At 71.3% G+C, this 26,199-nt stretch carries 31 protein-coding genes; 17 read left to right on the top strand and 14 right to left on the bottom strand.

The features are described from left to right. Nucleotides 1-8: 8 nt before the first annotated feature. From IE294_RS25855 to IE294_RS25840, 4 genes are all read left to right on the top strand, one after another. A complete protein-coding gene (locus IE294_RS25855) occupies nt 9-242 on the top strand; it encodes a DUF6213 family protein (RefSeq protein WP_030655224.1) in 234 nt (77 codons plus the stop codon). Nucleotides 243-572: 330 nt separating this feature from the next. After that, nucleotides 573-1,637 carry a type III polyketide synthase gene (locus tag IE294_RS25850; protein ID WP_189889968.1) on the top strand — a complete coding sequence of 355 codons (1,065 nt, stop codon included), beginning with the start codon at nt 573-575 and terminating at the stop codon, nt 1,635-1,637. A 32-nt stretch (nt 1,638-1,669) separates the two neighbouring features. Beyond that, a complete protein-coding gene (locus IE294_RS25845) occupies nt 1,670-2,857 on the top strand; it encodes a cytochrome P450 (RefSeq protein ID WP_189890014.1) in 1,188 nt (395 codons plus the stop codon). Nucleotides 2,858-2,864: 7 nt separating this feature from the next. Further along, nucleotides 2,865-3,386 (top strand): cupin domain-containing protein, encoded by a 522-nt coding sequence (locus IE294_RS25840; RefSeq protein WP_189889966.1) that lies wholly within the window; start codon nt 2,865-2,867, stop codon nt 3,384-3,386. 3 nt (nt 3,387-3,389) lie between these two features. On the opposite strand, the gene IE294_RS25835 is transcribed toward IE294_RS25840, so the two are convergent. Next, nucleotides 3,390-4,643: an acyl-CoA dehydrogenase family protein gene (locus IE294_RS25835; protein WP_189889964.1), complete on the bottom strand. Its 1,254-nt coding sequence runs from the start codon at nt 4,641-4,643 to the stop codon at nt 3,390-3,392. A gap of 170 nt (nt 4,644-4,813) precedes the next feature. Between IE294_RS25835 and IE294_RS25830 the strand changes: the two genes are divergently transcribed. Continuing rightward, nucleotides 4,814-5,458 carry a TetR/AcrR family transcriptional regulator gene (locus IE294_RS25830; RefSeq protein ID WP_189889962.1) on the top strand — a complete coding sequence of 215 codons (645 nt, stop codon included), beginning with the start codon at nt 4,814-4,816 and terminating at the stop codon, nt 5,456-5,458. Between the two features lie 16 nt (nt 5,459-5,474). On the opposite strand, the gene def is transcribed toward IE294_RS25830, so the two are convergent. Then, entirely contained in the window at nt 5,475-6,029 is a 555-nt protein-coding gene (def, locus tag IE294_RS25825; RefSeq protein ID WP_189889960.1) for a peptide deformylase, read from the bottom strand. A 152-nt stretch (nt 6,030-6,181) separates the two neighbouring features. On the opposite strand from def, the gene IE294_RS25820 reads away from it, so the two are divergent. The 8 genes from IE294_RS25820 (at nt 6,182) to rocD (ending at nt 13,443) form a co-directional block, all read left to right on the top strand. Further along, nucleotides 6,182-7,420 (top strand): MurT ligase domain-containing protein, encoded by a 1,239-nt coding sequence (locus IE294_RS25820; RefSeq protein WP_030655212.1) that lies wholly within the window; start codon nt 6,182-6,184, stop codon nt 7,418-7,420. Nucleotides 7,421-7,449: 29 nt separating this feature from the next. Continuing rightward, nucleotides 7,450-8,178: a type 1 glutamine amidotransferase gene (locus IE294_RS25815; RefSeq protein WP_014671266.1), complete on the top strand. Its 729-nt coding sequence runs from the start codon at nt 7,450-7,452 to the stop codon at nt 8,176-8,178. A 226-nt stretch (nt 8,179-8,404) separates the two neighbouring features. Continuing rightward, nucleotides 8,405-9,430: a 6-phosphofructokinase gene (locus IE294_RS25810; protein WP_189889958.1), complete on the top strand. Its 1,026-nt coding sequence runs from the start codon at nt 8,405-8,407 to the stop codon at nt 9,428-9,430. 100 nt (nt 9,431-9,530) lie between these two features. Next, nucleotides 9,531-10,481, top strand: coding sequence for a cytochrome c oxidase assembly protein (locus IE294_RS25805; RefSeq protein ID WP_189889956.1), 951 nt, complete (start codon nt 9,531-9,533; stop codon nt 10,479-10,481). A 91-nt stretch (nt 10,482-10,572) separates the two neighbouring features. Continuing rightward, entirely contained in the window at nt 10,573-10,740 is a 168-nt protein-coding gene (locus IE294_RS25800) for a hypothetical protein (RefSeq protein WP_189889955.1), read from the top strand. A gap of 37 nt (nt 10,741-10,777) precedes the next feature. Next, entirely contained in the window at nt 10,778-11,263 is a 486-nt protein-coding gene (locus IE294_RS25795) for an Lrp/AsnC family transcriptional regulator (protein ID WP_189889953.1), read from the top strand. A gap of 153 nt (nt 11,264-11,416) precedes the next feature. Continuing rightward, a complete protein-coding gene (ddaH, locus tag IE294_RS25790; protein WP_189889951.1) occupies nt 11,417-12,226 on the top strand; it encodes a dimethylargininase in 810 nt (269 codons plus the stop codon). Continuing rightward, nucleotides 12,226-13,443 carry an ornithine--oxo-acid transaminase gene (rocD, locus tag IE294_RS25785; protein WP_189889950.1) on the top strand — a complete coding sequence of 406 codons (1,218 nt, stop codon included), beginning with the start codon at nt 12,226-12,228 and terminating at the stop codon, nt 13,441-13,443. Before ddaH ends, rocD begins: the two co-directional genes overlap by 1 nt. A gap of 48 nt (nt 13,444-13,491) precedes the next feature. Here rocD and IE294_RS25780 read toward each other — a convergent pair whose 3' ends face one another. From IE294_RS25780 to IE294_RS49355, 3 genes are all read right to left on the bottom strand, one after another. Next, nucleotides 13,492-14,136: a DUF305 domain-containing protein gene (locus IE294_RS25780; RefSeq protein WP_189889948.1), complete on the bottom strand. Its 645-nt coding sequence runs from the start codon at nt 14,134-14,136 to the stop codon at nt 13,492-13,494. Nucleotides 14,137-14,228: 92 nt separating this feature from the next. After that, complete coding sequence (locus tag IE294_RS25775) at nt 14,229-14,639, bottom strand: DUF6153 family protein (RefSeq protein WP_189889946.1); 411 nt, start codon at nt 14,637-14,639, stop codon at nt 14,229-14,231. Continuing rightward, nucleotides 14,636-14,974, bottom strand: a complete 339-nt coding sequence (locus IE294_RS49355) for a transposase (protein WP_306433467.1) — start codon at nt 14,972-14,974, stop codon at nt 14,636-14,638. Before IE294_RS49355 ends, IE294_RS25775 begins: the two co-directional genes overlap by 4 nt. Nucleotides 14,975-15,279: 305 nt before the next feature. Between IE294_RS49355 and IE294_RS25765 the strand changes: the two genes are divergently transcribed. Beyond that, nucleotides 15,280-15,507: a hypothetical protein gene (locus IE294_RS25765; RefSeq protein WP_189889944.1), complete on the top strand. Its 228-nt coding sequence runs from the start codon at nt 15,280-15,282 to the stop codon at nt 15,505-15,507. A 392-nt stretch (nt 15,508-15,899) separates the two neighbouring features. On the opposite strand, the gene IE294_RS25760 is transcribed toward IE294_RS25765, so the two are convergent. After that, nucleotides 15,900-16,085, bottom strand: coding sequence for a hypothetical protein (locus IE294_RS25760; protein WP_189889942.1), 186 nt, complete (start codon nt 16,083-16,085; stop codon nt 15,900-15,902). Between the two features lie 744 nt (nt 16,086-16,829). Between IE294_RS25760 and IE294_RS25755 the strand changes: the two genes are divergently transcribed. Both IE294_RS25755 and IE294_RS25750 read left to right on the top strand, forming a co-directional pair. Beyond that, nucleotides 16,830-17,552, top strand: coding sequence for a lysophospholipid acyltransferase family protein (locus tag IE294_RS25755; protein WP_189889940.1), 723 nt, complete (start codon nt 16,830-16,832; stop codon nt 17,550-17,552). 58 nt (nt 17,553-17,610) lie between these two features. Then, entirely contained in the window at nt 17,611-18,633 is a 1,023-nt protein-coding gene (locus IE294_RS25750) for an NAD-dependent epimerase/dehydratase family protein (RefSeq protein ID WP_229917343.1), read from the top strand. Between the two features lie 89 nt (nt 18,634-18,722). Here IE294_RS25750 and IE294_RS25745 read toward each other — a convergent pair whose 3' ends face one another. The 8 genes from IE294_RS25745 to IE294_RS25710 form a co-directional block, all read right to left on the bottom strand. Further along, nucleotides 18,723-20,288, bottom strand: a complete 1,566-nt coding sequence (locus IE294_RS25745; protein ID WP_189889938.1) for an alpha/beta hydrolase — start codon at nt 20,286-20,288, stop codon at nt 18,723-18,725. 174 nt (nt 20,289-20,462) lie between these two features. After that, a complete protein-coding gene (locus IE294_RS25740) occupies nt 20,463-21,230 on the bottom strand; it encodes an urease accessory protein UreD (RefSeq protein ID WP_189889936.1) in 768 nt (255 codons plus the stop codon). Further along, on the bottom strand, nt 21,218-21,895 hold the full coding sequence (gene ureG / locus IE294_RS25735; protein WP_189889934.1) for an urease accessory protein UreG: 678 nt from the start codon (nt 21,893-21,895) through the stop codon (nt 21,218-21,220). The genes IE294_RS25740 and ureG overlap by 13 nt, the downstream gene beginning before the upstream one ends. A gap of 61 nt (nt 21,896-21,956) precedes the next feature. Next, nucleotides 21,957-22,631, bottom strand: a complete 675-nt coding sequence (locus IE294_RS25730; RefSeq protein WP_189889932.1) for an urease accessory protein UreF — start codon at nt 22,629-22,631, stop codon at nt 21,957-21,959. Beyond that, nucleotides 22,631-24,352, bottom strand: a complete 1,722-nt coding sequence (locus IE294_RS25725) for an urease subunit alpha (RefSeq protein WP_189889930.1) — start codon at nt 24,350-24,352, stop codon at nt 22,631-22,633. Before IE294_RS25725 ends, IE294_RS25730 begins: the two co-directional genes overlap by 1 nt. Next, nucleotides 24,345-24,656, bottom strand: a complete 312-nt coding sequence (locus tag IE294_RS25720) for an urease subunit beta (protein WP_189889928.1) — start codon at nt 24,654-24,656, stop codon at nt 24,345-24,347. Before IE294_RS25720 ends, IE294_RS25725 begins: the two co-directional genes overlap by 8 nt. Nucleotides 24,657-24,665: 9 nt before the next feature. Next, nucleotides 24,666-24,968, bottom strand: coding sequence for an urease subunit gamma (locus tag IE294_RS25715; RefSeq protein WP_189889926.1), 303 nt, complete (start codon nt 24,966-24,968; stop codon nt 24,666-24,668). Between the two features lie 227 nt (nt 24,969-25,195). Further along, nucleotides 25,196-25,474, bottom strand: a complete 279-nt coding sequence (locus IE294_RS25710; protein WP_189889924.1) for a type II toxin-antitoxin system Phd/YefM family antitoxin — start codon at nt 25,472-25,474, stop codon at nt 25,196-25,198. An 86-nt stretch (nt 25,475-25,560) separates the two neighbouring features. On the opposite strand from IE294_RS25710, the gene IE294_RS25705 reads away from it, so the two are divergent. Beyond that, complete coding sequence (locus IE294_RS25705; RefSeq protein WP_189817268.1) at nt 25,561-26,196, top strand: ATP-dependent Clp protease proteolytic subunit; 636 nt, start codon at nt 25,561-25,563, stop codon at nt 26,194-26,196. The last annotated feature ends 3 nt before the right edge of the window (nt 26,197-26,199 follow it).

Genomic DNA, 26,199 nt, shown 5'->3' with positions numbered 1-26,199 from the left:
TCCCGTTTGTGAACCGCGAAGTGACCCTGCCTCTGATCGTCGACGACCGCGGGACCTTGCAGGTGGCCGCGGTGGACGTGAGTAAGTTGTTGCGGACCGTGGGCGCGCGGTGGCTGCATCTTGTCGAGGCCGGGGAGCAGGGGCTGGACGAGGACACGGTCGCCGCGCTGACCATCGAACTGGCGAAGCTGGCGGACCGTATCGACGTGGCGTGCATCGCCCACAGCAGCGGGGCGCCCTGACGGCCGCACCCGCGTCTGTCGGCACGGCCGCGACCGTGCCCGTCGCCGCAGCCGTGCCCGCCGCCACGGCGGCGGCTCCGTCGCGGGAGTACCGGCAGCCCCGGCGGCCCCCGGTCACCGCCCTCCCGTCGTAACGGCCGTATCCGCGTTTTCCCTCGTCCGGAGGCATGAATCGCCCTGGGCGCCTGACCCCCGGGTCCCCGATTCGGAGTAACCCAGCGCGAGATCGTCGTCCTCCCGGGTGACGGTGGGTGTAGCACCCCACAGAGGTGAACCCACCTTCTGGCCGGTGGGCGAAGGCCCCCGGAGAGCGGAAAGCAGGGACGGTTCATGGCGACTTTGTGCAAGCCCTCGGTGTCGGTCCCGGAACACGTGATCACGATGGAGGAGACGCTGGAGCTGGCGCGCTCGCGCCACGCGGACCACCCCCAACTGCCACTGGCCCTCAGACTGATCGAGAACACCGGCGTCAAGACACGGCACATCGTGCAGCCCATCGAGGAGACCTTGAAGCACCCGGGCTTCGAGGAGCGCAACAAGCTCTACGAAGCCGAGGCCAAGGCCCGCGTCCCCGCCGTGATCCGGCAGGCGCTGGACGACGCGGAGCTGCTCACCAGCGACATCGACGTGATCATCTACGTGTCGTGCACGGGTTTCATGATGCCCTCGCTCACGGCGTGGCTGATCAACGAGATGGACTTCGACAGCACCACCCGTCAGCTCCCCATCGCCCAGCTGGGCTGCGCGGCCGGCGGAGCGGCCATCAACCGGGCGCACGACTTCTGCTCGGCCTACCCGAACGGCAACGCGCTCATCGTGGCCTGTGAGTTCTGCTCGCTGTGCTACCAGCCCACCGACCTCGGCGTCGGCTCGCTGCTCTCCAACGGTCTGTTCGGCGACGGCATCGCCGCAGCCGTGGTGCGCGGGCAGGGCGGCACGGGCGTCCGTCTGGAGCGCAACGGCTCCTACCTGATCCCGAAGACCGAGGACTGGATCGCCTACGACGTCCGGGCCACCGGCTTCCACTTCCTGCTGGACAAGCGGGTGCCCGCGACCATGGAGCCGCTCGCCCCGGCGCTCAAGGACCTGGCCGGCGACCACGGCTGGGACGCTTCCGACCTGGACTTCTACATCATCCACGCGGGCGGTCCCCGAATACTCGACGACCTCAGCAAATTCCTGGAGGTCGACCCCCACGCCTTCCGGTTCAGCCGGTCCACGCTCACCGAGTACGGCAACATCGCCAGCGCCGTCGTCCTGGACGCGCTGCGCCGGCTGTTCGACGAGGGCGGCTCCCACGACCGGGCGCGCGGACTGCTCGCCGGCTTCGGTCCCGGCATCACCGCCGAGATGTCGGTGGGCCGCTGGGTCACGGCGGACGGCGACGCCCGGTGATCGAGGAGGCGACGCGCACCGGCGTCGAGGCCATGCCCCCGATCCGGCACTGGCCGGCGCTCGACCTCACGGGCACGGACTTCGACCCGGTGCTGGCCGAGCTGATGGACGAGGGCCCGGTCACCCGCGTCCAGCTGCCCAACGGCGAGGGCTGGGCCTGGCTGGTCACCCGGTACGACGACGTGCGCATGGTGACCAACGACCCCCGCTTCGGCCGGGAGGCGGTCGTCGACAGGCCGGTCACCCGGCTCGCCCCGCACTTCATCCCCGACCGGGGCGCGGTCGGCTTCCTCGACCCGCCCGACCACACCCTGCTGCGCCGCTCGGTCGCCACCGCCTTCACGGCCAAGGGCGTGGAACGGGTCCGCGACCGGGCGCGCGGCATGCTGGACGAGATGGTCGACGACCTGCTCGGGGCCGGCCCGCCCGCCGATCTCACGGCGACGGTCCTCGGCCCCTTCCCGATCGCGGTGATCTGCGAGCTGATGGGCGTGCCGGCCGGCGACCGGCACGGGATGCACACCTGGACGCAGCTGATCCTGTCCGCCGCGCACGGCAAGGAGGTCAGCGAGCGGGCCAAGCGGGAGATGAGCTCCTACTTCGCCGACCTGATCGGACTGCGCGAGAACAGCGCGGGCGAGGACGTCACCTCGCTGCTCGGTGCCGCCGTGGGCCGCCGCGAGATCACCCTTGAGCAGGCCGTGGGCCTCGCCGTGCTCCTCCAGATCGGCGGCGAGGCGGTCACCGCCAACAGCGGGCAGATGTTCTACCTGCTGCTGACCCGTCCCGGTCTGGCGGCGCGGCTGCGCGCGGAACCGGCGATCCGCCCCCGGGCGATCGACGAACTCCTGCGCTACATCCCGCACCGCAACGCGGTCGGTCTGTCCCGGATCGCCCTGGAGGACGTGGAGATCGCGGGCGTCCGCATCCGCGCGGGCGATCCGGTGTACGTCTCCTACCTGGCCGCCAACCGGGACCCGGACGTCTTCCCCGCGCCGGACACCGTCGACTTCTCCCGCCGTCCGAACCCGCATGTGGCGTTCGGTTTCGGCCCGCACTACTGCCCGGGCGGCATGCTGGCCCGGCTGGAGGAGGAACTGCTGATGAACGCCCTGCTGGACCGGGTACCGGGCCTCAGACTGGCCGTACCGCCGGATCAGGTCCCCTTCAGGAAGGGCGCCTTGATCCGGGGGCCCGAGTGCCTGCCGGTGACCTGGTGAGGTTCCCATGACAGAGACCGAGGGACTGTACGTGCCACCGGGCCACGGCCGGGTGGTCGAGACACCGGCCCAGCGGGTGACCTTCAAGGTCACCGGCCTGCACTCGCGCATGGCCTCCACCTTCGAGGTGGAGGTCCCGCCCGGCTTCGACGTGGGCGCCCATGTGCACACGCGCAGCGAGGAGTTGTTCTACATCCTCGAAGGCGAACTGGACGTGCTCGCCTTCGAGCCGCGCGTGCGCACCCCCGACAACTGGCGCACGTGGGAGTCGTCCTCGGGCAGCCGGGTGGTCCGGGCGACACCGGGCACGGTCATCGTCGTACCGCCCGGCTGCCCGCACGCGTTCGCGAATCCGACGGAGACACCGGCGAAGATGTTCTTCCAGGCCGCTCCCCCGCCGGACCACGAGCGGTACTTCGAGGAGCTGCTGGACATCCTCGGCAACGGCGGTCCGCCGGACCAGGAGGCCATCGAGGCGCTGCGGGCCAAGTACGACATCGAGCAGCTCACACCGCTCAGGCACCGGTGAGCGCTAGCGGATGGGCATCCCCGACAGGGTCCGCGCGATGACCAGCCGCTGGATCTCGCTCGTGCCCTCGAAGATGGTGTAGATGGCCGCGTCCCGGTGCATCCGCTCGACCGGGTACTCACGGGTGTACCCGTTGCCGCCGAGGATCTGGATCGCCTGGGCCGTCACCTTCTTGGCGGTCTCGCTGGCGAACAGCTTCGACATGGATCCCTCGGCGGCGGTGAACGGCTTGCCGTTGACCGCCATCCAGGAGGCACGCCACACCAGCAGGCGGGCGGCGTCGATCTGGGTGCGCATGTCCGCCAGCTGGAAGGCCACGCCCTGGTTGTCGATGATCGGGCGGCCGAACTGCTCGCGGGTCGTCGCGTAGTCGAGGGCGACCTCGTACGCGGCCCGGGCGGTGCCCACCGCCATGGCGCCGACCGCCGGGCGGGACGCCTCGAACGTGGCCATGGCCGCGTTCTTGACGCTCCCCCAGCCTCCGGCCGGGGGGACCCCCACGCCGCCCTTCTTCGCCTTCTCCCGGGCCCGGGCCAGCCGCTCGTCCAGCTTCTCCTTGCCGCCGAGCAGGCAGGACCCGGGCACCCGGACGTTGTCGAGGACGACCTCGGCGGTGTGCGAGGCGCGGATGCCGTGCTTCTTGAACTTCTGTCCCTGGGAGAGTCCGGGCGTGCCCGGCGGGACGATGAAGGAGGCGTGGCCCCTGGAGCCCAGCTCCGGGTCGACGACGGCGACGACGACGTGGACATTGGCGATGCCGCCGTTGGTCGCCCAGGTCTTCGTGCCGTTGATCACCCACTCGTCCTTGGCCTCGTCGTACACGGCACGCGTGCGCATGGAGGCGACGTCGGAGCCGGCATCGGGCTCGGAGGAGCAGAACGCGGCGACCTTGACGTCGTTCTGGTCGCCGTACATCTGGGGTATCCAGGTGCCGATCTGCTCCTCGGTCCCGTTGGCGAGTACGCCCACGGCGGCCAGGCCGGTGCCCACAATGGAGAGGGCGATGCCCGCGTCGCCCCAGAACAGCTCCTCCATGGCCATCGGGATGCCGAGCCCGGTGGGGTCGAAGTACTGCTGCGCGTAGAAGTCGAGGGAGTAGATGCCGACCTTCGCGGCCTCCTGGATGACCGGCCAGGGGGTCTCCTCGCGCTCGTCCCACTCCGCCGCCGCGGGGCGGATCACGTCCGCGGCGAAGCCATGGAGCCAGTCGCGCACTTCCTTCTGTTCCTCGTTCAGCTCCATGGTGAACTCGGCCATGTCCCCTCCAGCGGCGGTGGTGCGATGTTACTTACGGTAACACGAGTCTGTTACTGATCGGTAGGAGAAGTCAACCGCCGATGACGCCTCGGCTGCCCGTTCGATGCCGGGGGCCCGGTCAGTGTTAGTTTGCGCAGGCGTCACCGAATCAGCACGGGTGGGGAGAGCACATGGACACCACGCAGCGGACCGATCAGCAGCGGTCCGCCGACCGCCGACGGCGCGAGCTGCTGGAGGCCGCCGACCGGGTGGTGCTGCGCGACGGCCCGCAGGCGTCGATGAACGCGATCGCGGCGGAAGCGGGTATCACGAAGCCGATCCTCTACCGGCACTTCGGCGACAAGGGCGGTCTTTACGCGGCCTTGGCCAAGCGGCACACCGACGCGTTGCTGGCATCGCTGCGGGCGGCGCTGGACGCACCGGTCGACCGGCGCGAGCGGGTCGAGTCCACGCTGGACACCTATCTCGCCGCGATCGAGGCCCGGCCCCAGGTGTATCGGTTCCTCATGCATCCCGCGGAGGGCAGCACGGGCGGCGACCAGGGCTTCGACGTCGGCAAGCACTCGGCTCCGCTGCTGCGGCAAATGGGCGAGGAGCTGGCCCAGGTCATCGAGGAGCGGGTGGACCTCGGACCGGAGAGCCAGCGGCTGGCGCGGGTGTGGGGGCACGGGATCGTCGGGATGATGCACGCCGCCGGGGACTGGTGGCTGGGGGAACGTCCCTGTTCCCGCGCCGAGTTGGTGCGGTCACTCGCCGATCTGCTGTGGGGTCGCCTGGCCGCGGCCGGGGACCGGGTGGGGGGCCCGGGGTTCTGAACGGCTTCCGCACCCCTCAGCTCTGGGCGCCCACCCGGTGCCAGGAGGCTCTGGAGACCTGCCTCAGCAGCCTCCGCTTCCGCCACCCGGTGAGGCGGTCCGCGTACACGCGGCCCTGAAGGTGGTCGCACTCGTGTTGCAAGCATCTGGCAAAGAAGCCGGTGCCGTGCAGGGTGACCGGGTCGCCGGCCAGCGTGAAGCCCTCGACCACCGCGTGGTCGTAGCGCTCGGTTCCCGCCTCCAGGCCCGGCAGGGACAGGCAGCCCTCGGGACCCCGGATCACCACACCGTCCGCCTCCACCAGGCGGGGGTTCACCACATGCCCCAGGTGACGCACGTCCTCGTCATCCGGACAGTCGTACACGAACACCCGCAGACCGACCCCGATCTGATTCGCGGCCAGGCCCACCCCCTGCGCCGCGTACATCGTGGCGAACAAGTCCTCCACGAGGGCGGCGAGGTCGGGGCCGAAGTCGGTGACGTCCCGGCAGGGCTCGCGCAGTACCGCGTCGCCGAGCAGGGTGAGGGGCCGGACGCGCCCGTGGGCGCCCGGAATGGAACCGTGTCGCATGGCGGCAAGGGTACGGTTCGTATCGCTCATGCCCGCCGCTCAAGCCCTGGGCCGGGATTCGGGTGTGGGAATGGATCTCGATAGGCTGAGGTTCACACCACGTTGCCGGATGGCCCCAGGCGCGGCGCGTACGCAAGGAGGATCGAGAACTGATGGCAGGCAACTCGGACCCGCTCACGCCGCGGGCCAAGCTGGCCGTGACCGCGGGCAAGGCGGTCGCTGCGGCATCGCGGGCCGCGGGGCGCGGCAGTGGATCGGTGATCGGCGGCCGGGTCGCACTGAAGCTCGACCCCGACCTGCTCGCCCGGCTCGCCCAGAACCTGGACGTCGTCCTGGTGTCGGCGACCAACGGCAAGACCACGACCACCCGGCTCATCGCCGAGGCGCTGCGGGCCGCGGGCCCGGTCGTGTCGAACGCGCTCGGCGCCAACATGCCGGCCGGCATCACCTCCGCGCTGGCGGGCGGCTCGGACGCCAAGTTCGGTGTCATCGAGGTCGACGAGAAGTACCTGGCCGGTGTGGCCCGGGACACCAGCCCGAAGTGCATCGCCCTGCTGAACCTCTCCCGTGACCAGCTCGACCGTGCCGCCGAGACCCGGATGCTCGCCGAGAACTGGCGGGAGGGTCTGGCCGGCTCCAAGGCCGTGATCGTCGCCAACTGCGACGACCCGCTGGTGGTGTGGGCCGCGTCGTCGTCCCCGAATGTGATCTGGGTCGCGGCCGGGCAGATGTGGAAGGACGACGCCTGGTCCTGCCCGTCGTGCGGTGGCGTGATGCAGCGCCCGGGTGACGACTGGTTCTGCGGTGAGTGCGGGTTCCGGCGGCCGACGCCGACCTGGGCGCTGTCCGGGGACCACGTGCTGGACCCGCACGGCTCCGCCTGGCCGATCCACCTCCAGCTGCCGGGCCGTGCCAACAAGGCGAACGCGGCCTCCTCCGCGGCCGTCGCCGCCGTCTTCGGGGTGCCGCCGCAGGTCGCCCTGGAGCGGATGTACCAGGTGCAGGCGGTGGCCGGCCGGTACGACGTCGTCCAGTTCCAGAACCGCGATCTCAGGCTGCTGCTGGCGAAGAACCCGGCCGGCTGGCTGGAGACGTTCTCCCTGATCGACCCGCCGCCCGCGCCGGTGATCCTGTCCGTGAACGCGCGCGGGGCCGACGGCACCGACACCTCCTGGCTGTGGGACGTCGACTACACCCGGCTGACCGGCCACCCGATCTTCGTCATCGGTGACCGGAAGCTGGACCTCGCCGTCCGTCTGGAGGTCGCCAACCAGCACTTCCAGGTCTGCGACAACCTCGACCAGGCCGTGCAGATGTGCCCGCCGGGCCGGATCGAGGTCATCGCGAACTACACCGCGTTCCAGGACCTGCGCCGCCGCGTCGGCAACTGATCTTCTGATCCTCGAAGGGCGATCACCTCATGAGCGACAACCAACTGCGGCTGGTGTGGATCTACCCGGACCTGCTGAGCACCTACGGCGACCAGGGCAACGCGCTCGTCGTGGAGCGCCGGGCCCGGCAGCGCGGCCTGGACGTGGCCCGCCTCGACGTGCGCAGCGACCAGCCGATCCCGACCTCCGGTGACATCTACCTCATCGGCGGCGGCGAGGACCGTCCGCAGCGGCTCGCGGCCGAGCGGCTGCGCCGGGACGGGCATCTGCACCGGGCGGTGGAGAACGGCGCGATCGTCTTCTCGGTCTGCGCCGGCTACCAGATCCTCGGCCACGAGTTCATCAACGACCTCGGTCAGCGCGAGCCGGGCCTCGGCCTGCTCGACGTGGTCTCGGTGCGCGGCGAGGGCGAGCGGTGCGTCGGTGACGTGCTGGCCGACATCGACCCGCAGCTCGGTCTCCCCCAGCTGACCGGCTTCGAGAACCACCAGGGCGTCACCCACCTGGGCCCCACGGCCCGCCCCCTCGCCCGGGTGCAGATCGGCAAGGGCAACGGCACCGGGGACGGCACGGAGGGCGCGTACAACGGGACCGTCTTCGGTACGTACATGCACGGGCCGGTCCTCGCCCGCAACCCGCAGATCGCCGACCTGCTGCTGAAGCTGGCGCTCGACGTCAACGCGCTGCCGCCGATCGACGACCGCTGGTACGAGGCGCTCCGCAACGAGCGCATCGAGGCTGCGCAGCAGCCTGCGTAGTGACAGCTGCGCAGCAACCCGCGTAACCGGTTCTTCAGCCGGATTCCAGTGTGGTCCGGCAGGCTCGTGGCGGGCCCGCCTGACGGTCCGTCCGCTCACATGTGCGGGCGCGTCCAGCAGGCGGACGCCCGCTACGGAGCCACCCCCTCACGCCGGTAGGGTGACCGGGAATCCGCCGGACATCGTGGTCCGGTTACCCGGCCCACGTTGAGAAGGTATTCGGGCTATGCGCATTGGTGTCCTCACGTCCGGCGGCGACTGCCCCGGCCTGAACGCCGTCATCCGGTCCGTCGTGCACCGTGCCGTCGCCGACCACGGCGACGAGGTCATCGGTTTCCGGGACGGCTGGAAGGGCCTCCTGGAATGCGACTACCTGAAGCTCGACCTGGACGCCGTGGGCGGCATCCTCGCGCGCGGCGGCACCATCCTCGGTTCCTCCCGGGTCCGCCCGGAGCATCTGCGGGACGGTGTGGAGCGGGCCAAGGGCCATGTCGCGGAACTCGGCCTGGACGCGATCATCCCGATCGGCGGTGAGGGCACGCTTAAGGCGGCCCGGCTGCTGTCGGACGGCGGGCTGCCGATCGTGGGCGTGCCCAAGACCATCGACAACGACATCGCCGTCACCGATGTCACCTTCGGTTTCGACACGGCGGTGACCGTGGCGACCGAGGCCCTTGACCGGCTGAAGACCACCGCCGAGTCCCACCAGCGCGTCCTGATCGTGGAGGTCATGGGCCGGCACACCGGCTGGATCGCGCTGCACTCCGGCATGGCGGCCGGCGCCCACGCCGTGGTCGTGCCCGAGCGGCCCTTCGACATCGACGAGTTGACGAAGAAGGTCGGCGAGCGGTTCGAGGCGGGCAAGCGGTTCGCCATAGTGGTCGCCGCCGAGGGGGCCAAGCCGCGGCCCGGCTCCATGGAGTTCGACGAGGGCGGCAAGGACGTCTACGGCCACGAGCGCTTCGCGGGCATCGCGCGGCAGCTGTCGGTCGAGCTGGAGCAGCGGCTCGGCAAGGAGGCCCGGCCGGTGATCCTCGGGCATGTGCAGCGGGGCGGCACGCCGACGCCGTACGACCGGGTGCTGGCGACCCGCTTCGGCTGGCACGCGGTCGAGGCCGTGCACCGGGGTGAGTTCGGCATGATGACGGCGCTGCGCGGGACCGACATCGTCATGGTGTCGCTGGCGGAGGCCGTGGAGACGCTGAAGACCGTACCGGCGGAGCGGTACGACGAGGCGGAGTGCGTTCTGTAGGGGCCTCGCCGCACCCGACCCCGGTCGAAGGGGCGGGCGGGACGAGTTCTACCCTTGGGCGGGACAGAATTCGCACACCCCCCGAAACAGGAGCCGCAGGATGGATCACAGCGGGCACGGCATGACCATGGATCTGCCGCCGTTCACGCTGGGGCGGGGGCTCGGATGGTCGGCGGACCCCTTCTTCCTCATCGCCTGCCTCGCCGGTCTGGCTCTCTACGGCTGGGGTGTCGTACGGCTGCGGCGGCGCGGGGACGCCTGGCCGGTCAGCCGTACCGTCTCGTACGTCGTCGGCGTGCTCACCATCGCCCTGGTGATGTGCACCAGGCTGAACGACTACGGCATGGTCATGTTCAGCGTGCACATGGTGCAGCACATGGTGATCAGCATGCTGTCGCCGATCCTGATCCTGCTCGGCGCCCCGGTCACCCTGGCGCTGCGCGCGCTGCCGGCCGCCGGCAGGGGCCGCAAGGGTCCGCGTGAGCTGCTGCTGATGCTGCTGCACAGCCGGTACATGCGGATCATCACCCACCCGGCGTTCACCATCCCGCTGTTCATCGCGAGCCTGTACGCCCTCTACTTCACCCCGCTGTTCGACTTCCTGATGGGCTCGAAGACCGGGCACGTCGCGATGATGGTGCACTTCCTCGCGGTCGGTGTCGTGTTCTTCTGGCCGATCATCGGTGTCGACCCGGGCCCGCACCGGCCGGGCCATCTGATGCGGATGCTGGAACTGTTCGCGGGCATGCCGTTCCACGCGTTCTTCGGTATCGCGCTGATGATGGCGTCGACGCCGATGGTGGAGACCTTCGAGCACCCGCCCGCCTCCCTGGGCATCGACGCGCTGTCCGACCAGAGCGCCGCGGGCGGCATCGCCTGGGCGTTCAGCGAGATCCCGTCGGTGCTGGTCCTGATCGCGCTGCTGTTCCAGTGGTACCGCTCCGAACAGCGGCAGGCCAAGCGCAAGGACCGGGCCGCCGACCGGGACGGCGACAAGGAGCTGGAGGCGTACAACGCCTACCTGGCCTCGCTGAGCGCGCGCGAGGGTTAGCCCGCCGGGCCCCGGGGCCGGCCGCGGCTATCCCCTCCGGGCCCGAACCGGGGCACCATGGTCGTGTACGGACCATGAGGAGGGTGTCGCGATGCCCGGTTCCACGAACGGTTCCACCAAGACGATGGGGGCGCTCACGGTCGGCGGGCTGATCGTCGTGACCGCCTACACGGTCGCGCTCGGCGGCAACGGCTGGCTGTGGTTCGGATGGGTGGTGCTGGGGCTGCTGACGCTCGCCCTGGTGGTCACCCAGTCGTGAGCCGCGCGGGGCGGGCGGGGCTGGCTACAGTGCCCGCATGAACAGCAGGACGCCCTCGTTCGACGAGCTGGACCGCCGGATCACCACCGCGCTCATGACGAACGCGCGGACCAGCTTCGCCGAGATCGGAGCCGCGATCGGGCTGTCCGCCACCGCGGTCAAGCGGCGGGTGGACCGGCTGCGGGAGACCGGGGTGATCACCGGGTTCACGGCGACGGTCAAGCCGTCCGCGCTGGGCTGGCGCACGGAGGCGTACGTCGAGGTGTACTGCGAGGGCGCGGCCCCGCCCCGGCGGCTGGCGGAGGTCGTCCGCAACCATCCGGAGATCGCGGCGGCCATGACGGTGACCGGTGGCGCCGACGCGCTGCTGCACGTGCGCGCCCGGGACGTGGAGCACTTCGAGGAGGTGCTGGAGCGGATCCGCGCCGAGCCGTTCATCCGGAAGACGATCAGCGTGATGGTGCTGTCCCATCTGCTCCCGGAAAGCCCGGAGGCGGGCGCCACCCACGCGGCCCCCGAGTGACCGGACCAGCGCGCAGGAGTCGTGCGTGACACACGGCAACAACGCAGCGATCCTGCCTGTCTGCGCAGCTTTTCTCGCTTGTCGCCCGTCTTCCTCCCTTCCTACCGTGGTGTCACCCCTCAGTGACACACAGGAAAGCGGAGGGAACCCTCTGTGACCGACAGTCGTGTGCCGCGTTCCCGGCGGTTTCTGGTCTGTGAACCCAGACACTTCGCCGTCCAGTACGCGATCAATCCCTGGATGCATCCCGACAAGCCCGTCGACGTGGACCTGGCCCAGGAGCAGTGGCAGCAGCTGATCCGCGCCTACCGGACCCACGGCCACGCCGTGGACTCCGTCGAGCCGGTCCCCGGCCTGCCGGACATGGTGTTCGCCGCCAACGCGGCGTTCGTCGTCGGCGGCCGGGTCTTCGGCTCCCTGTTCCACGCCCCGGAGCGGCGCCCCGAGTCGGTGCACTACGACACCTGGTTCAAGGCCGCCGGCTACGACGTCCACCGGCCCGAGTCGGTGACCGAGGGCGAGGGCGACCTGGTGTGGACGGGCCGGTACGTGCTCGCCGGCACCGGGTTCCGCACGACGCGTGAGGCGCACCGGGAGGCGCAGGAGTTCCTCGGCCACCCGGTGATCGGCCTGACCCTGGTCGACCCGTACTTCTACCACCTGGACACGGCGCTGTTCGTCCTCGACGACGACAACATCTGCTACTACCCGGAGGCCTTCTCGGCGGGCAGCCGGGAGGTCCTCAAACGCCTGTACCCGAACGCGGTGCTCGCCACCCGCGAGGACGCGATGGCGTTCGGCCTGAACTCCGTCTCCGACGGCCGGAACGTCTTCATCGCGCCCCAGGCGGAAGCGCTCGCCGAACGCCTGACCGGCCACGGCTATGTCCCCGTCCCCGTCGACCTCTCCGAGTTCCACAAGGCCGGCGGCGGCATCAAGTGCTGCACCCAGGAGATCCGCTGATGACCGCACCCGCGCGCACCCGCACGTCCGACGACCTGATCCGCGCGGAGGAGCCGGTTCTCGCGCACAACTACCACCCGCTGCCCGTGGTGGTGGCCCGCGCCGAGGGCACCTGGGTGGAGGACGTCGAGGGCAACCGCTACCTCGACATGCTGGCCGGCTACTCGGCCCTCAACTTCGGCCACCGGCACCCGGCGCTCGTCGAGGCCGCACACCGCCAGCTCGACCGGCTCACCCTCACCTCCCGCGCGTTCCACAACGACCGGCTGGCCTCCTTCGCCGAGCGGCTCGCGGAGCTGACCGGCCTGGACATGGTGCTGCCGATGAACACCGGCGCGGAGGCGGTGGAGAGCGGCATCAAGGTGGCCCGCAAGTGGGCGTACGACGTGAAGGGCGTCCCGGCCGGACAGGCGACGATCGTGGTCGCGGCGGAGAACTTCCACGGCCGTACGACGACCATCGTCAGCTTCTCCACGGACGAGACGGCCCGGTCCGGCTTCGGCCCGTTCACGCCCGGTTTCCGGATCGTGCCGTACAACGACCTGGCCGCGCTGGAGGCGGCGGTCGACGACACCACGGCGGCGGTGCTGATCGAGCCGATCCAGGGCGAGGCCGGGGTGATCATCCCGGACGACGGCTACCTCACCGGGGTGCGGGAGCTGACCCGCCGCACGGGCTGCCTGTTCATCGCGGACGAGATCCAGTCGGGCCTCGGCCGGACGGGCCGTACCCTCGCCGTCGAGCACGAGGACGTCGTCCCGGACGTTCTGCTGCTCGGCAAGGCGCTCGGCGGCGGCATCGTGCCGGTGTCGGCGGTGGTGGGCCGGCGCGAGGTGCTGGGGGTGCTGCACCCCGGTGAGCACGGTTCGACGTTCGGCGGCAATCCGCTCGCCGCGGCGGTCGGCACGGCCGTGGTCGAGCTGCTGGAGACCGGCGAGTTCCAGCGCCGGGCGGCCGAGCTGGGCGTGGTGCTGCGGGACGGACTGACCGAGCTGACCGGCAAGGGCGTGACCGGTTTCCGGGCGCGTGGGCTGTGGGCCGGCGTGGACGTCGACCCCGCCCTCGGCACCGGCCGCGAGATCAGCGAGCGCCTGATGCGCGAGGGGATCCTGGTCAAGGACACCCACGGGTCCACGATCCGGCTCGCGCCGCCGCTGACGATCACGGCGGAGGAGCTGCGGTCGGCGCTGGGGGCCCTGGAGAAGGTGCTGGCCTGAGGGACGGGCGGGGGCCGGTGACGGCACCGGTCCCCGCCCGCCGCGCCGTCAGTCCGTGCCGAGGAGCCGCTTCATCTCCTTGATCTCGGCGTTCTGCGCGGTGACGATGGCGTCCGCCATGGTCTTGGCGGGGCCGTACTGGCCCTTCTCCTTCTCGGTGGTGGCCATCTCGACGGCGCCCTCGTGGTGGCCGACCATCATCGACAGGAACTTGGTGTCGAAGTCCTTGCCGGTGGCCTTCTCCAGGGCCGTCATGTCGGCCTCACTCATCATCCCGGACATCCCGGACATCCCGGAGTGGGCGGAGTGGTCCATGCCGGCCATGGGGACCTGCTCGCCCCAGGACGTCAGCCAGCCGGTCATGGTGCGGATCTCCGGGTCCTGTGCCTTCTCGATGCGCGAGGCGAGGTCCTTCACCCGCGCGGAGGAGGCCCGGCCGTCGGCGAGCTTCGCCATCTCCAGGGCCTGCTGGTGGTGCGGGATCATGCCCTGCGCGAAGGAGACGTCCTGGGCGTTGTGCGCGGTGGCCGGCGCGCTCGGAGTGGCCGGCGCGCTCGCGGTGGCGGAGGAGCCGTGTCCGGTGTGGCCGCCGCCGGCGCTGTCGTTGTCGCCGCCGCAGGCGGCCAGGACGAGGGCTCCGGTCACGGCGACCGCGGCGAGGGCGGCACGGCGCGTCAGGGTACGGATGGTCATGCGGGGAACTCCTGCTGTCTGGAGGGATTACGGGCACGCGTGCACACGACCGCGGCACCTGCGCCGTGGCAGGGCGGCGGCCGGGGGCGGCTCTAGATCCGCAGGAGTTGGAGTTCCGCCAGATCGGGCGGGGCACGGGCACCGTCCGGCGCGGTGGCCGGACCGGGGCGCGGGCAGGCGGCCGGTGCGACGACGGCCGCCGGGCCGGGGGCCGGCACGGGCAGCTGGGGGCCGCCGTCCAGCGCGCCCGAGGCACAGCTCGGGTCGGCGTGGTGCAGCCGGTGGCCGCCGCAGTCACCGGCGGCGTCCGGGCAGTCGTCCGGCGCGCTGACGGCGACCGCGCCGTGCGCGGCCCGGACGGGCCCGGAGTGTCCGGCGTGAGCCATGCCCCCGCCGGGCGCCAGCGCGTGCATCCCGAGCAGTCCGGCCAGCAGGGCGAGCACGAGCAGCCCGCGGTGCCGCCGCTGCGGCGGTCGCGGGGCGCGTGCTCGGGTGCCGGTCATCGGGAACATCGTACGAGGGCCGGGTACGGCCGGCGTGCGGGGGCACGCCGGTCGCGGCGCAGCCGCCCCTTCAGACGGAGGAGCCGTGCTCGGGGCGTATGGCGACGGCGAGGCCGAGCCTTCGCCTGCCGGTCGTCGCCATGGTTCAGCCGAGGCGAGCTCCGACGGCCCGAGGAGTGGTCGACGGGACTGACTCCGCACAAGGCGGCAAAGGCCGCCTCGGTGTTCTCCCACGCGGTGACGTGCTGGCTGGATGGTGGCTGGCCAAGCCCGACCTGCTCACCGGACTGCTCGGGCGGTCCAAGCCAGGGACCGGGCTGAGCCTCGGGACCCAGCTGCCGTCCCGGCGGGGCGCGGGCTCCCGCCGGGACGGGGAATCACGGGCCGAGCAGGGCGGGGTGAGCCTCTTGCGGTGGCCAAGCGGGGGACATCGGCAGCCAGCTGGATCAGCCGAGCCCGCGGGAGAGTGGCGTGGGGCTCCATTCGGCTGCCGGCCCGCGCCAGGTCCGGCATCCGATCGGTGCCGGCGGTGACCACTCCCACGATGTTCTGTTCGGACCAGTCCATTGGTGACATCTCCGTCAGCTCCATTAGCTTCTGAGGCATGGGCATGTGTGCAGTCCGGCGAACAGGCCGCGCGATGGTGCTAGTCAGCTTGCTGTGCGCCCTCCTGGCCGCGGGCGCCAATATTCAAGCCGAAGCCGCCACCCCACGATTGAGGTTGTACGTCCTTGGCGACAGCATCGCCGGCGGCAGCGACCAGGGCGGTAAAGGACCGTACGGCTGGCCCTCGCTGGTCGCTGAACAGCTGGGACTGACACTGGTTCTCGACGGCAAGGGTGGCACCGGCTACACCACCGGTGGCTGACAAGAAGGCGGACGGCCGTACGCACAGCGGGTGAAGCAGGCCATTGCCACGAAGCCGGACGTGGTCGTGGTCGAGGGCTCCCGCAACGACACCAGCCCGGCGAAAACCCGGGCCGCCGCCGTGGACACCCTGCGCCGTCTGCGTGCAGGGCTGCCCCACGCGCGTATCCGGGCCGATCTACTCGTTCCGGCGACCGATCGGCTCACATCCGATCGACGAGGCGGTATCGGCCGCGGCGGAGAAGCTCAGCCTGCCCTACCTGTCCGCAGTGCGCCGCGGGTGGTTCACCGGATCCGCTCACCGGTTCATCGGAAGCGATGGTGTCCACCCCACGAACGCCGGCCACGCATACCTCGCCAAGCGGATCCGCCCCGAACTGTCCCGGCTGTTGCCTACAAAGAGCCGGGACGACTGAGCGCTCCTTGCCGCTGTTTCTCGTCTGCGGTAGGCAGCTCCCGTACCTCCTCGGCCCGCGCCGGGGTTTCCTCGAACCGCTCGACGGTCTCCGCGTCCTCCACTTCCGGACTGAGGTCGATCAGCACCTCGACGGACCGGCCCACGACAGCGGGGGCGATCACGGCCCGGTGGTCAGCCCGACCCGCTGGGCCGGCTCCACGCTGGTCAGCCGATGGCGCCCACAGGGAGAACGTTGCACGAGGTGGGTGGCTCGGAGCAATATTCGCAGCCACATGTCACGGCTTTCACGAGACGATGGGTCCGTCGAACACGACGTACTCCCCCGTCCGGCCGTCCCGGCCCCGGTCGGTCGTGCGACGCAGATGTCCCGGGGTGTCCGCGACTCCTTCTCAGCGCTGGCCCGGCCCGTCTACGGCCTGCTGTGGTCAGGGCACGAGTTGAACGGCTTGGCCGGTACGTCAGCCGGCGAAGCGGACTTTCACGAAGGGCGACGCACTGCGATCCGACAGCGCTGACACCGTCGTCATCATCTGCACGTCCGGCGGCAGAGCCCCGGGCCAGATGACCGCCACCGCCATGACCACGACGGTCAGCGCGGAACCAGAAGCGGAATGTGAGCAGGAAGCGGTGCATACGCACGCCAACCGCGCCACCCAGACAACAAACACGAGCTGACAATCGTGAAAACGGAAGCGGGAACTCTCGGCGATCCCATGCCCACCGTCGGTTCGAGAAGCAACCGCGCGACAGCACGGGCAGCGGCCCCGCGCACGCCCGCTCCCTGACTGACCATCAGCTAACTCGGCAAAGGGTCAGCATAAGACCTTCCGAACATGGCTACAGATGACGGCAGGTGCACATCAGCCCATGGCCGTGCCCCCGGGCTGACGAGTGAGGAGCGAGCCGTGTTCTACTACCTGCTCAAGTACGTGGTCCTGGGCCCGCTGCTCAGAGTGGTCTTCCGGCCCCGGATCGAAGGCCTGGAGCACGTGCCCGCGTCGGGGCCGGCGATCATCGCCGGGAACCACCTGTCGTTCTCCGACCACTTCCTGATGCCGGCGATACTGAAGCGCCGCATCACCTTCCTCGCCAAGGCGGAGTACTTCACCGGCCCCGGGGTGAAGGGCCGGCTCACCGCGTTCTTCTTCCGCAGCGCGGGGCAGATCCCGGTGGACCGCTCGGGCAAGGAGGCGGGGCAGGCCGCGATCCGTGAAGGGCTCGGCGTGCTGCGCAGGGGGGAACTGCTCGGCATCTACCCGGAGGGCACCCGTTCGCATGACGGCAGGCTCTACAAGGGCAAGGTCGGGGTGGCCGTGATGGCCCTCACGGCAGGCGTCCCGGTGGTGCCGTGCGCGATGATCGGCACGTTCGAGGCACAGCCGCCCGGGAAGGTCGTCCCCAGGATCCACCCGGTGACCATCCGCTTCGGCGAGCCCCTGGACTTCTCGCGCTATGCCGGCATGGAGCACGAGAAGGCCGTGCTGCGGGCGGTCACCGACGAGATCGTCTACTCCATCCTGGCGCTGTCCGGGCAGGAGTACGTCGACGAGTACGCGGCCGTCGTCAAGGAACGGCAGGCGGCGGAGCAGAACGCGAAGCGCAGGTTCCCGCGCGCGCCGCTCAGTTGACCTCTGCCGTCGGCAGAAGGAGGGCAGCGGGCCGGGGCCGGATGCCTAGGCTCGCCGTATGAAGACAGCTGTGGTGATCGGGGCGGGCGGGCAGATCGGGCGTCCGGTGGTGGAGGCGCTGGCGCGGGACGGATGGGCGGTGACGGCCGCCTCGCGCGGCGGCGCCCGGGACGCGGCATGGGACGAGGGGGTGCGGACGGTACGGCTGGACCGCGCCGACGACACGGGCCTGGCCGCGGTGGTGGGCGACGGCTGCGACCTGCTGGTCGACGTGGTCGCCTACGACGCCGGGCACGCCCGGCAGGTGACGGGGCTCGCGGGGCGGATCGGCTCGGCGGTGGTGATCTCCAGTGTGTCCGTGTACGAGGACGGCGCGGGGCGGGGCTTCGACACGATGGGCGAGCCGGACGGCTTCCCCGACTACCCGGTACCGGTCCCCGAGACCCAGCCGACGGTCGCTCCGGGCGAGGCCACCTACAGCACCCGCAAGGCCGCACTGGAGCGGGAACTCCTCGCTCGCGGCGCCGGGGTGCCGGTCACCGTACTGCGGGCGGGCGCGGTGCACGGACCGTACAGTCCGCTGCCGCGCGAGCTGTACTTCGTGCGGCGGAACCTGGACGGGCGGCGCGACCGGGTGCTGGCGTACCGGGGCGAGAGCCGGTTCCATCCGGCGAGTGCCCGGAACATCGCCGAACTGGTGCGGCTGGCGGCGGCCCGGCCGGGCTCCCGGGTGCTCAACGCCTGTGACGGTCAGGCACCGACGGTCGCCGGGATCGGTGCCGCGATCGACGCCGTGATGGGGGTGGAGACCCGGACCGCGCACCTCGACGGGCCGCCGGCCGGTTCGGTGGGTCAGACGCCGTGGTCGGTGCCGCGGCCCGTGGTGTGCGACATGTCGGCCGCCGAGCGGGAGCTGGGCTACCGGCCGGTGGTGTCGTACGCCGAGAGCCTGCCGGAGACGGTGGAGTGGCTGACCCGGGCGCTGCACGGCCGGGACTGGCGCGAGGCGTTTCCGCTGCTCGCCCAGGCCTACCCGGACCTGTTCGACTACGCGGCGGAGGACGCCTGGTGCACGGCTTAGCGGCCGTACGGGAAAGGGGCGGCCGGGGGGCCGCATGGGCGAGGGGCGGCCGGGATGTCCGGCCGCCCCTCGTCACCGTGCCGGTACGGTCACGGCTTGGGCGTGGCGTGCGGCGCGCAGGTCACGTCCTTGCCGTCCAGCGTGCCGTCGAGCAGGTAGGCGTCGACGCGCTGGTTGACGCAGGGGTTGACCAGGCCGGTCACGCCGTGGGAGCCCGCGTTCTTCTCGGTGATCAGGCGGGAGCCCTTGAAGCGCTTGTGCAGTTCGACGGCGCCCGCGTACGGAGTGGCGGCGTCACGCGTGGACTGCACGATCAGCACCTTCGGCAGCCCCAGGTGCGTCGTGACCTCGACCGGGGTGTGCTGCTTGCCCGGCCATGTGGCACAGGGCAGGTTCATCCAGGCATTGGCCCAGGTCAAAAACGGATAGTCCCTGTTGAGCCGGGTGTTGTCCCGGTTCCACTTCTGCCAGCTGGTGGGCCACTTGGCGTCGGCGCACTCGACGGCCGTGTAGACGGCGTTGCCGTTCTCCGCACTGATGTTGCCGGCCGTGTCCGACAGGTCGGGGGCGGCGGCGTTGACCAGCGCCTGGGTGTCACCGGCGAAGTACTTGCTGAACACGGTGGCGACCGGCACCCACGAGGAGTCGTAGTACGGCGCGCCCTGGAAGAAGGAGATCAGCTCGGCCGGACCGACGACCCCGCCGATCGGGTTCTTCTTGGCGGTGGCGCGCAGCTGGAGCCACTTGTCCTGGACGGCGGCGCGGGTGGTGCCGAGGTGGAAGGCGGCGTCGTTGGCGGCGACCCAGTCCTGCCAGTCCTTCCAGCGGCCCTCGAAGGCGACGTCCTGGTCGAGGTTGGCCTCGTACCAGATCTTCTCGCGGGAGGGGTTGACCACGCTGTCCACGATCATGCGGCGGACGTGGCCCGGGAAGAGCGTGCCGTAGACGGCGCCGAGGTAGGTGCCGTAGGAGACGCCGAGGTAGTTGAGCTTCTTCTCGCCCAGCGCGGCGCGGATGACGTCGAGGTCGCGGGCGGTGTTCGGCGTGGTCATGTGCGGCAGCATCGCGCCGCTGTGTTCGGCGCAGCCCTCCGCGTACTCACGGGCCAGCTTGCGCTGAGCGGTCTTGTCGGCCTCGCTGTCGGGCACCGGGTCCATCTTGGGTGCCTTGACGAACTCCTGCGGGTCGATGCAGGAGATGGGCGCCGAGTGGCCGACGCCGCGCGGGTCGAAGCCGACGAAGTCGTAGGCCTTGGCCACGTTCGCCCAGACCGGGGCCTTCGTGGTGACCCGGCGCGGGAAGCGCAGACCGGAGCCGCCGGGGCCGCCCGGGTTGTAGACCAGCGCGCCCTGGCGCTCCTTCTTGGTGCCGGTGTTGCCGATGCGGTCCACGGCGAGCTTGATCTGCTTGCCGTAGGGGTGGGCGTAGTCGAGCGGCACGCTGACCCAGCCGCACTGGATGGGCTTCTCCAGCCCCCAGTCGGTCGGACAGTCCTGCCAGTTGACGCCCGCCTTGGCGGCTCGGGCGGCGGCGATCTCGACGCCCTTGGCCTCCCGGTCCTGCGCGGGCCGGCCGGCGGCACCGGCCGCGGGAGCCGAGACCGCGCCGGCGATCAGGGTGGCGGTGACGAGTGCTCCAGCGGAACCGAGTGCCATCAGGCGGCTCTTCGGTCTGTTCTCCCTCAAGTGGGCCCCTCCCCGTACCTCGCTGTGGGTTGTCAGGCGGGGATCCTCTCGGCTGTGAGGAGGCTGGGAACAGGGGGCGCCGCCTATCTTTACCAATCCGATAACCGGATGATCATGTTCGGTTCCCCGGACGGCCCGGATGCTTCAGCCGAGCCCGGCCAGTGCCTCGTCCAGGAGTCCGCGCAGGAGCAGGGCGTCCGGCGCGACGGCGGTGACGAGGGCGGCGGGGCCCGCCAGGGGCACCAGCGAGGCACACTCCCCCAGCATCCGCGCGGCCACCGGAGCCTCGGCGAATTCCGGTCGTACGACGACGAGTTGCCCCACCGCGCGAAGCCCCGACAGCACGGCCGGCCCGTCCCAGCCGCCCGGCGCGCCGGGACCGCAGGCCAGCTCCTGGTCCAGCACGGTCCGGCCCGCGACCCGCACGGTGAGCCGGCTGGTGAGGCGTCCGGGCGGTTCCCCGGCCCGCCCCAGCACCTGCTCCTCGCGCAGCACGAACCGGGCGCCGGCGGCGAGGTCGGCCCGGGTGGTGACGCGCAGGTCGCTGCCGCCCGCGGAGATCAACTGCTCAGGGAGCCAGTGCAGTTCGGCACCGGCGGCCACGTCGAGCCGGACGTCGTACCGGGCCTCGCCCTTGGCCTGGCCCGGCAGGGCGAGGGTGGCGGCGGCCGACCCCACGTGCAGCCGGGCGCCCTCCTCCACCCGTGCGGCCAGCGTGAAGCGGTCACCGCCGAGCGGCCCGCTCATGGCGCCGACGACCATGACCCTCGCCTCGGCTCCGGCCGACCGGGTGCGGCGCGGCGCCAGTGGGCCCTCGCCGTCCAGGACGGGCAGGGCCGTACCGCCGCGGCCGTCGGCGCGGGCGACGATCCGGGCGCTCCCCCGGACCCCGGTGACGGTCACGCCGTCCATGCGGCGAGCCGCTCCCGGACCCAGGCGGCCACGTCGGCGACACCGGTCTGGCCGCGCAACGACTGGAAGACGACGGGGAGTTCCGCCCGCTGTGCCTTGGCGTCGGCGGCCATCCGGGCGAGGTCGGAGCCGACGTGCGGGGCGAGGTCGGTCTTGTTGACGACGAGGAGGTCGGCGGTGGTGACGCCGGGCCCGCCCTTGCGCGGGATGTCGTCGCCGCCGGCCACGTCGATCACGAAGATCTGGGCGTCCACGAGCCCCTTGGAGAAGGTGGCGGTGAGGTTGTCGCCGCCGGACTCGACGAGGATCAGGTCCAGGGGGCCGACCGCGTCCTCCAGGTCCTCGACGGCTTCGAGGTTGGCGGAGATGTCGTCGCGGATCGCGGTGTGCGGGCAGGCGCCCGTCTCGACGGCGGTGATCCGCTCGGGCGGCAGCACGGCCTCCCGGAGCAGGAACTCGGCGTCCTCGCGGGTGTAGATGTCGTTGGTGACGACGGCGAGGGACAACTCCTCGCGCAGCATCCGGCAGAGGGCGGCGACGGTGGCGGTCTTGCCCGACCCGACCGGGCCGCCGAGCCCGATCCGCAGGGCCCGGCGGGTCCCGTCGGGGCGGCGCGCGTCCGCGCTGAGGGCGGCGGGGGCGGGGTGGGTGTGGTCGAGGTGCATGTACGGCTCCTGTGATCGGTCGGTTCTCAGCCGAGCGCGTCGGGTGTGCGGGTGGGCGGACTCATGACGCGAACAGCCGCACGGGCCAGTCCGCGTGCCACTGTGCACCCACCTCCAGCAGGGGCGCGGACGCCGCGGGCAGCGCGTCGACCCCCTCGTCGGCCACCCGCCGCGCCGCCTCCACGGCACGGTCCGCCACGCGGTCCAGTTCGGGGGCCAGCCGGGCGAGGACCCCGGTCGCGTCGAACGGGTCGAGGCTCAGCAACCGCACGGTGGCCGTCGCCGGCCCGCTCACGCTCTCGTACACCGCGCAGTGGGCCGCGTCCTCGGGTGCGAGCCCGGCCGCCCGGGCGGCGAGACCGAGCACGACGGGCTGATGCGCGCCCTTGGGGAACCGGCGTGCCACGGCGTCCAGTTCGGCGGACGGCCAGGTCACCCGCGCGGCTCGCAGCAACTGCCGGCCGAGGCGTCGCGCGGCGGCCCGCAGGGCCGGGGACGGCGTACGCGCGTCGGCCGCCGCGTCCAGCTCACCCGGGTCGGCACCGAGGACGGCCGCCGCCGCCAGTGCCGCCCCGACCAGCCCGGAGGTGTGCAGCCGGCCCCGGCAGAACTCCTCCAGGCCCGGCGCGTCGGTGATGCGGCCCGCCTTGACGGCGGCCTCCGCCCCGCCGGAGTGCGCGTGCCCTCCGGCGGGGAACCGGCCGTCGGCCAGGACGAGCAGTGCTGCCCTGGACACTAGAAGAGGAAGTAACGCTGGGCCATGGGCAGTTCGGCGGCCGGGGCGGCCTCGACGAGTTCGCCGTCGATGTGCACGGCGAAGCTGTCGGGGTCGATCCGGACGTCCGGCCGGGCGTCGTTCTCGCGCATGTCGGCCTTGGTGACCGCGCGCGTCGACTCGATCGCCGCGAACCGCTTGCCGAGTCCCAGCCGTTCCGGCAGCCCGTCCTCGATCGCCAGGTCCGCGACGAAGTTGACGGAGTTGGCGGCGGGGGCCCGGCCGATGGCGCCGTACATCGGCCGGGGAAGGATCGGCTGCGGGGTGGGGATGGAGGCGTTGGCGTCGCCCATCTGCGCGTACGCGATCTGCCCGCCCTTGATGACGAGGAGCGGCTTGACCCCGAAGAACGCGGGTTCCCAGAGCACCAGGTCGGCGAGCTTGCCGGTCTCGACGGAGCCGATCTCGGCGGCGAGGCCCTGGGCGAGCGCGGGGTTGATCGTGTACTTGGCGACATAGCGCCGGACCCGGTGGTTGTCGGCGCGGCCGTCACCCGGCAGGGCACCGCGCCGGCGCTTCATGACGTGGGCCGTCTGCCAGGTGCGCAGGATCACCTCGCCCACCCGCCCCATCGCCTGTGAGTCGGAGGAGATGATCGAGATCGCGCCGAGGTCGTGGAGGATGTCCTCCGCCCCGATGGTGGAGGGGCGGATCCGGGACTCGGCGAACGCCAGGTCCTCGGGGACGGCCGGGTTGAGGTGGTGGCACACCATCAGCATGTCGAGGTGTTCCTCGGTCGTGTTGACGGTGAAGGGCCGGGTCGGGTTGGTGGAGCTGGGCAGGACGTTCGGCTGCGAGACGACCGTCATGATGTCCGGGGCGTGGCCGCCGCCGGCGCCCTCGGTGTGGTACGAGTGGATGCCCCGGCCCGCGATGGCGGCGAGGGTGTCGCCGACGAACCCGGCCTCGTTCAGGGTGTCGGTGTGGATGGCGACCTGGATGCCGGTACGGTCGGCGACCGTGAGCGCCGCGTCGATGACGGCGGGCGTGGAGCCCCAGTCCTCGTGCAGCTTGAGACCGACGGCGCCGCCGCGGATCTGGGAGAGCATCGCCTCGTGGCTGACGGTGTTGCCCTTGCCGAGGAAGCCCACGTTGACGGGGTATGCCTCCATCGCCTCCAGCATCCGGGCCAGGTGCCAGGGTCCGGGGGTGACCGTGGTGGCCTTGGAGCCCTCGGCGGGTCCGGTGCCGCCGCCGACCAGGGTGGTGACGCCGGAGGCCAGCGCCTCGTCGGCCACCTGCGGGCAGATGAAGTGGACGTGCGCGTCGATGGCGCCGGCGGTCAGGATGCGCCCGTTGCCGGCGATGATCTCGGTCTCGGGACCGATGACCAGGCCCGGGTGGACGCCGTCCATGGTGTCCGGGTTGCCGGCCTTGCCGAGGGCGGTGATCCGTCCGTCGCGGATGCCGACGTCGGCCTTGACGACGCCCCAGTGGTCGACGACGACGGCGCCGGTGATCACGGTGTCGGGGGTGCCCTCGGCGCGGGTGGCGCGGGACTGGCCCATGGACTCGCGGATGACCTTGCCGCCGCCGAAGACCGCCTCGTCCCCGGAGCTTCCGGGGCCGCCGGAGCGGTCCTCCTCGATCTCGATGAGCAGGTCGGTGTCGGCGAGCCGGATCCGGTCGCCGGTGGTGGGGCCGAACAGGTCGGCGTAGGCGGCGCGGGAGATGTCAGGCATCGAGGGCACCTCCGGTCTCCCCGCGCAGCCCCGGCACGATCCGGGAGCCGGTCAGGGGCACGAGTTCGACCGCCACGGGGATGCCGGGCTCGAAGCGGACGGCGGTGCCCGCGGCGACGTTCAGCCGCTTGCCGCGGGCGGCGGCGCGGTCGAACTCCAGACCGGGGTTGGCCTCGGCGAAGTGGTAGTGGGAGCCGACCTGGACCGGCCGGTCGGCGGCGTTGAGGACGGTCAGCCGGGTGACCTCGCGGCCCGCGTTGCAGACGACGGGGTCGTCCGCGAACAGGATCTCTCCGGGAATCATCGCGGCCCCTCAGACGATCGGCTCGTGGACGGTGACGAGCTTGGTGCCGTCCGGGAAGGTGGCCTCGACCTGGACGTCATGGATCATCTCGGCGACCCCGTCCATCACATCGTCCCTGGTCAGGATCTTGCGGCCGGAGGACATCAGTTCGGCGACGGTGCGGCCGTCCCGCGCGCCCTCCAGGATGTGCGACGTGATGAGGGCGACCGCTTCCGGGTGGTTGAGCTGGAGACCACGAGCCCTGCGCTTCTCGGCCACGTCGGCCGCCACATGGATCAGCAGCCTCTCTTGCTCATGCGGGGTCAGTTGCACGTCCCACCTCACAGTCCTCGCTCCGGACCGTGCGGGGTCCGGTTGCCGCGGCCACCACGACGGGGACAGATGTAACACACAGACAAATCCCCGGAGTTTCGTCAATCCCGGGCAGAAAAACCCCTGGTGGCATGGATCGGCAGGCTAGAACGCCGGAGTTTCAACGACGTTAACCAGACCTTGGCCGATCCATGACCGGCCGATGGGCTCCCGTGGAGACGAGGTGATCAGGAGGCGCCCGGCCTCCGGTGCTCCGCCGCGATCCCGAAGCGCCGCTGTTCGCGGGACGCGGAACCGGCCTCATGGACCCCGGAGACCGAGCTGATGATCTGCTCCTCGGCCGGCTCGTCCAGGGCGTCGAGCCGTTCCAGATCGGCGGCCGAGACCAGCGCCACCAGCGGCTTGCCGTGCCGGGTGACGACGACGCGCTCACCGCCGTACACCACGCGGTTGATCAGGTCGGCGAGTTCAGCCCTGGCTTGCGTCACCGGAATCTCGTAGGCCATACCCCCATCATAACGTCACGTACATCCTGTACATTTTTTACAGAAGCCGAGCCCATCGGGGTCTCGTCATGAGGAGGGGTACGTCCATGTCCCGACCGTCCGCCCGTCATGTCCTGCCCGAGTTCACCGAGCGCACCGGGAGCGCCGTACGCACCCTCGATCCGTACGCGAAGCTCTTCGAGGACCGGATCGTCTTCCTCGGCACGCCGGTCGACACCGCGGCGGCGAACGACGTGACGGCCCAGCTGATGTACCTGGAGCACGCGGCGCCGGACCGGGACATCACGCTGTACGTCAACTCGCCGGGCGGCTCGTTCGACGCCATGGCTGCGATCTACGACGTGATGCAGTACGTCGGCTGCGACGTGGCGACCTACTGCCTGGGCCAGGCCTCCGCCTCGGCCGCGGTGCTGCTCGCGGCCGGCACCCCGGGCAAGAGGTTCACCCTGCCCGGCGCCCGCATGGTGATCGAGCAGCCCGCGCTGCCCGAGCCGGTGCGCGGACAGCCCAGCGACCTGCTCATCCAGGCGGAGGAGTTGACCCGGATCCGCGCGACGCTCGCGGAGATGCTCGCGCGGCACACGGGGCGCACGGCCGGGCAGGTCCACGAGGACCTGGAGCGTGACCTGATCCTGGACGCCGCCGGGGCGGTCGCCTACGGTCTGGTGGACGGCATCGTGCCGAGCCGCCGGGACACGCCCGGCGCACCGGACGCGAGGTGAGCC

Source organism: Streptomyces canarius (assembly GCF_014650735.1).
GTDB lineage: Bacteria > Actinomycetota > Actinomycetes > Streptomycetales > Streptomycetaceae > Streptomyces > Streptomyces olivaceoviridis.
Note: the sequence above shows the minus strand (reverse complement) of the source record. Positions and strands in the feature narration are given on the sequence as shown.

Excerpts from the sequence above, each read along its gene's own strand:
- IE294_RS25835 (WP_189889964.1), bottom strand. The coding sequence starts at position 4,643 with ATGGCCGAGTTCACCATGGAGCTGAACGAGGAACAGAAGGAAGTGCGC.
- ureG (WP_189889934.1), bottom strand. The coding sequence starts at position 21,895 with ATGCACCTCGACCACACCCACCCCGCCCCCGCCGCCCTCAGCGCGGAC.
- IE294_RS25705 (WP_189817268.1), top strand. The coding sequence starts at position 25,561 with ATGTCCCGACCGTCCGCCCGTCATGTCCTGCCCGAGTTCACCGAGCGC.
- IE294_RS25725 (WP_189889930.1), bottom strand. The coding sequence starts at position 24,352 with ATGCCTGACATCTCCCGCGCCGCCTACGCCGACCTGTTCGGCCCCACC.
- IE294_RS25850 (WP_189889968.1), top strand. The coding sequence starts at position 573 with ATGGCGACTTTGTGCAAGCCCTCGGTGTCGGTCCCGGAACACGTGATC.
- IE294_RS25805 (WP_189889956.1), top strand. The coding sequence starts at position 9,531 with ATGGATCACAGCGGGCACGGCATGACCATGGATCTGCCGCCGTTCACG.
- IE294_RS25740 (WP_189889936.1), bottom strand. The coding sequence starts at position 21,230 with ATGGACGGCGTGACCGTCACCGGGGTCCGGGGGAGCGCCCGGATCGTC.
- IE294_RS25810 (WP_189889958.1), top strand. The coding sequence starts at position 8,405 with ATGCGCATTGGTGTCCTCACGTCCGGCGGCGACTGCCCCGGCCTGAAC.
- def (WP_189889960.1), bottom strand. The coding sequence starts at position 6,029 with ATGCGACACGGTTCCATTCCGGGCGCCCACGGGCGCGTCCGGCCCCTC.
- IE294_RS25840 (WP_189889966.1), top strand. The coding sequence starts at position 2,865 with ATGACAGAGACCGAGGGACTGTACGTGCCACCGGGCCACGGCCGGGTG.
- IE294_RS25710 (WP_189889924.1), bottom strand. The coding sequence starts at position 25,474 with ATGGCCTACGAGATTCCGGTGACGCAAGCCAGGGCTGAACTCGCCGAC.
- IE294_RS25795 (WP_189889953.1), top strand. The coding sequence starts at position 10,778 with ATGAACAGCAGGACGCCCTCGTTCGACGAGCTGGACCGCCGGATCACC.
- IE294_RS25820 (WP_030655212.1), top strand. The coding sequence starts at position 6,182 with ATGGCAGGCAACTCGGACCCGCTCACGCCGCGGGCCAAGCTGGCCGTG.
- IE294_RS25720 (WP_189889928.1), bottom strand. The coding sequence starts at position 24,656 with ATGATTCCCGGAGAGATCCTGTTCGCGGACGACCCCGTCGTCTGCAAC.
- IE294_RS25780 (WP_189889948.1), bottom strand. The coding sequence starts at position 14,136 with ATGACCATCCGTACCCTGACGCGCCGTGCCGCCCTCGCCGCGGTCGCC.
- IE294_RS25765 (WP_189889944.1), top strand. The coding sequence starts at position 15,280 with ATGGTGCTAGTCAGCTTGCTGTGCGCCCTCCTGGCCGCGGGCGCCAAT.
- IE294_RS25845 (WP_189890014.1), top strand. The coding sequence starts at position 1,670 with ATGCCCCCGATCCGGCACTGGCCGGCGCTCGACCTCACGGGCACGGAC.
- IE294_RS25750 (WP_229917343.1), top strand. The coding sequence starts at position 17,611 with ATGAAGACAGCTGTGGTGATCGGGGCGGGCGGGCAGATCGGGCGTCCG.
- IE294_RS25775 (WP_189889946.1), bottom strand. The coding sequence starts at position 14,639 with ATGACCGGCACCCGAGCACGCGCCCCGCGACCGCCGCAGCGGCGGCAC.
- IE294_RS25830 (WP_189889962.1), top strand. The coding sequence starts at position 4,814 with ATGGACACCACGCAGCGGACCGATCAGCAGCGGTCCGCCGACCGCCGA.
- IE294_RS25815 (WP_014671266.1), top strand. The coding sequence starts at position 7,450 with ATGAGCGACAACCAACTGCGGCTGGTGTGGATCTACCCGGACCTGCTG.
- IE294_RS25745 (WP_189889938.1), bottom strand. The coding sequence starts at position 20,288 with ATGGCACTCGGTTCCGCTGGAGCACTCGTCACCGCCACCCTGATCGCC.
- IE294_RS25800 (WP_189889955.1), top strand. The coding sequence starts at position 10,573 with ATGCCCGGTTCCACGAACGGTTCCACCAAGACGATGGGGGCGCTCACG.
- rocD (WP_189889950.1), top strand. The coding sequence starts at position 12,226 with ATGACCGCACCCGCGCGCACCCGCACGTCCGACGACCTGATCCGCGCG.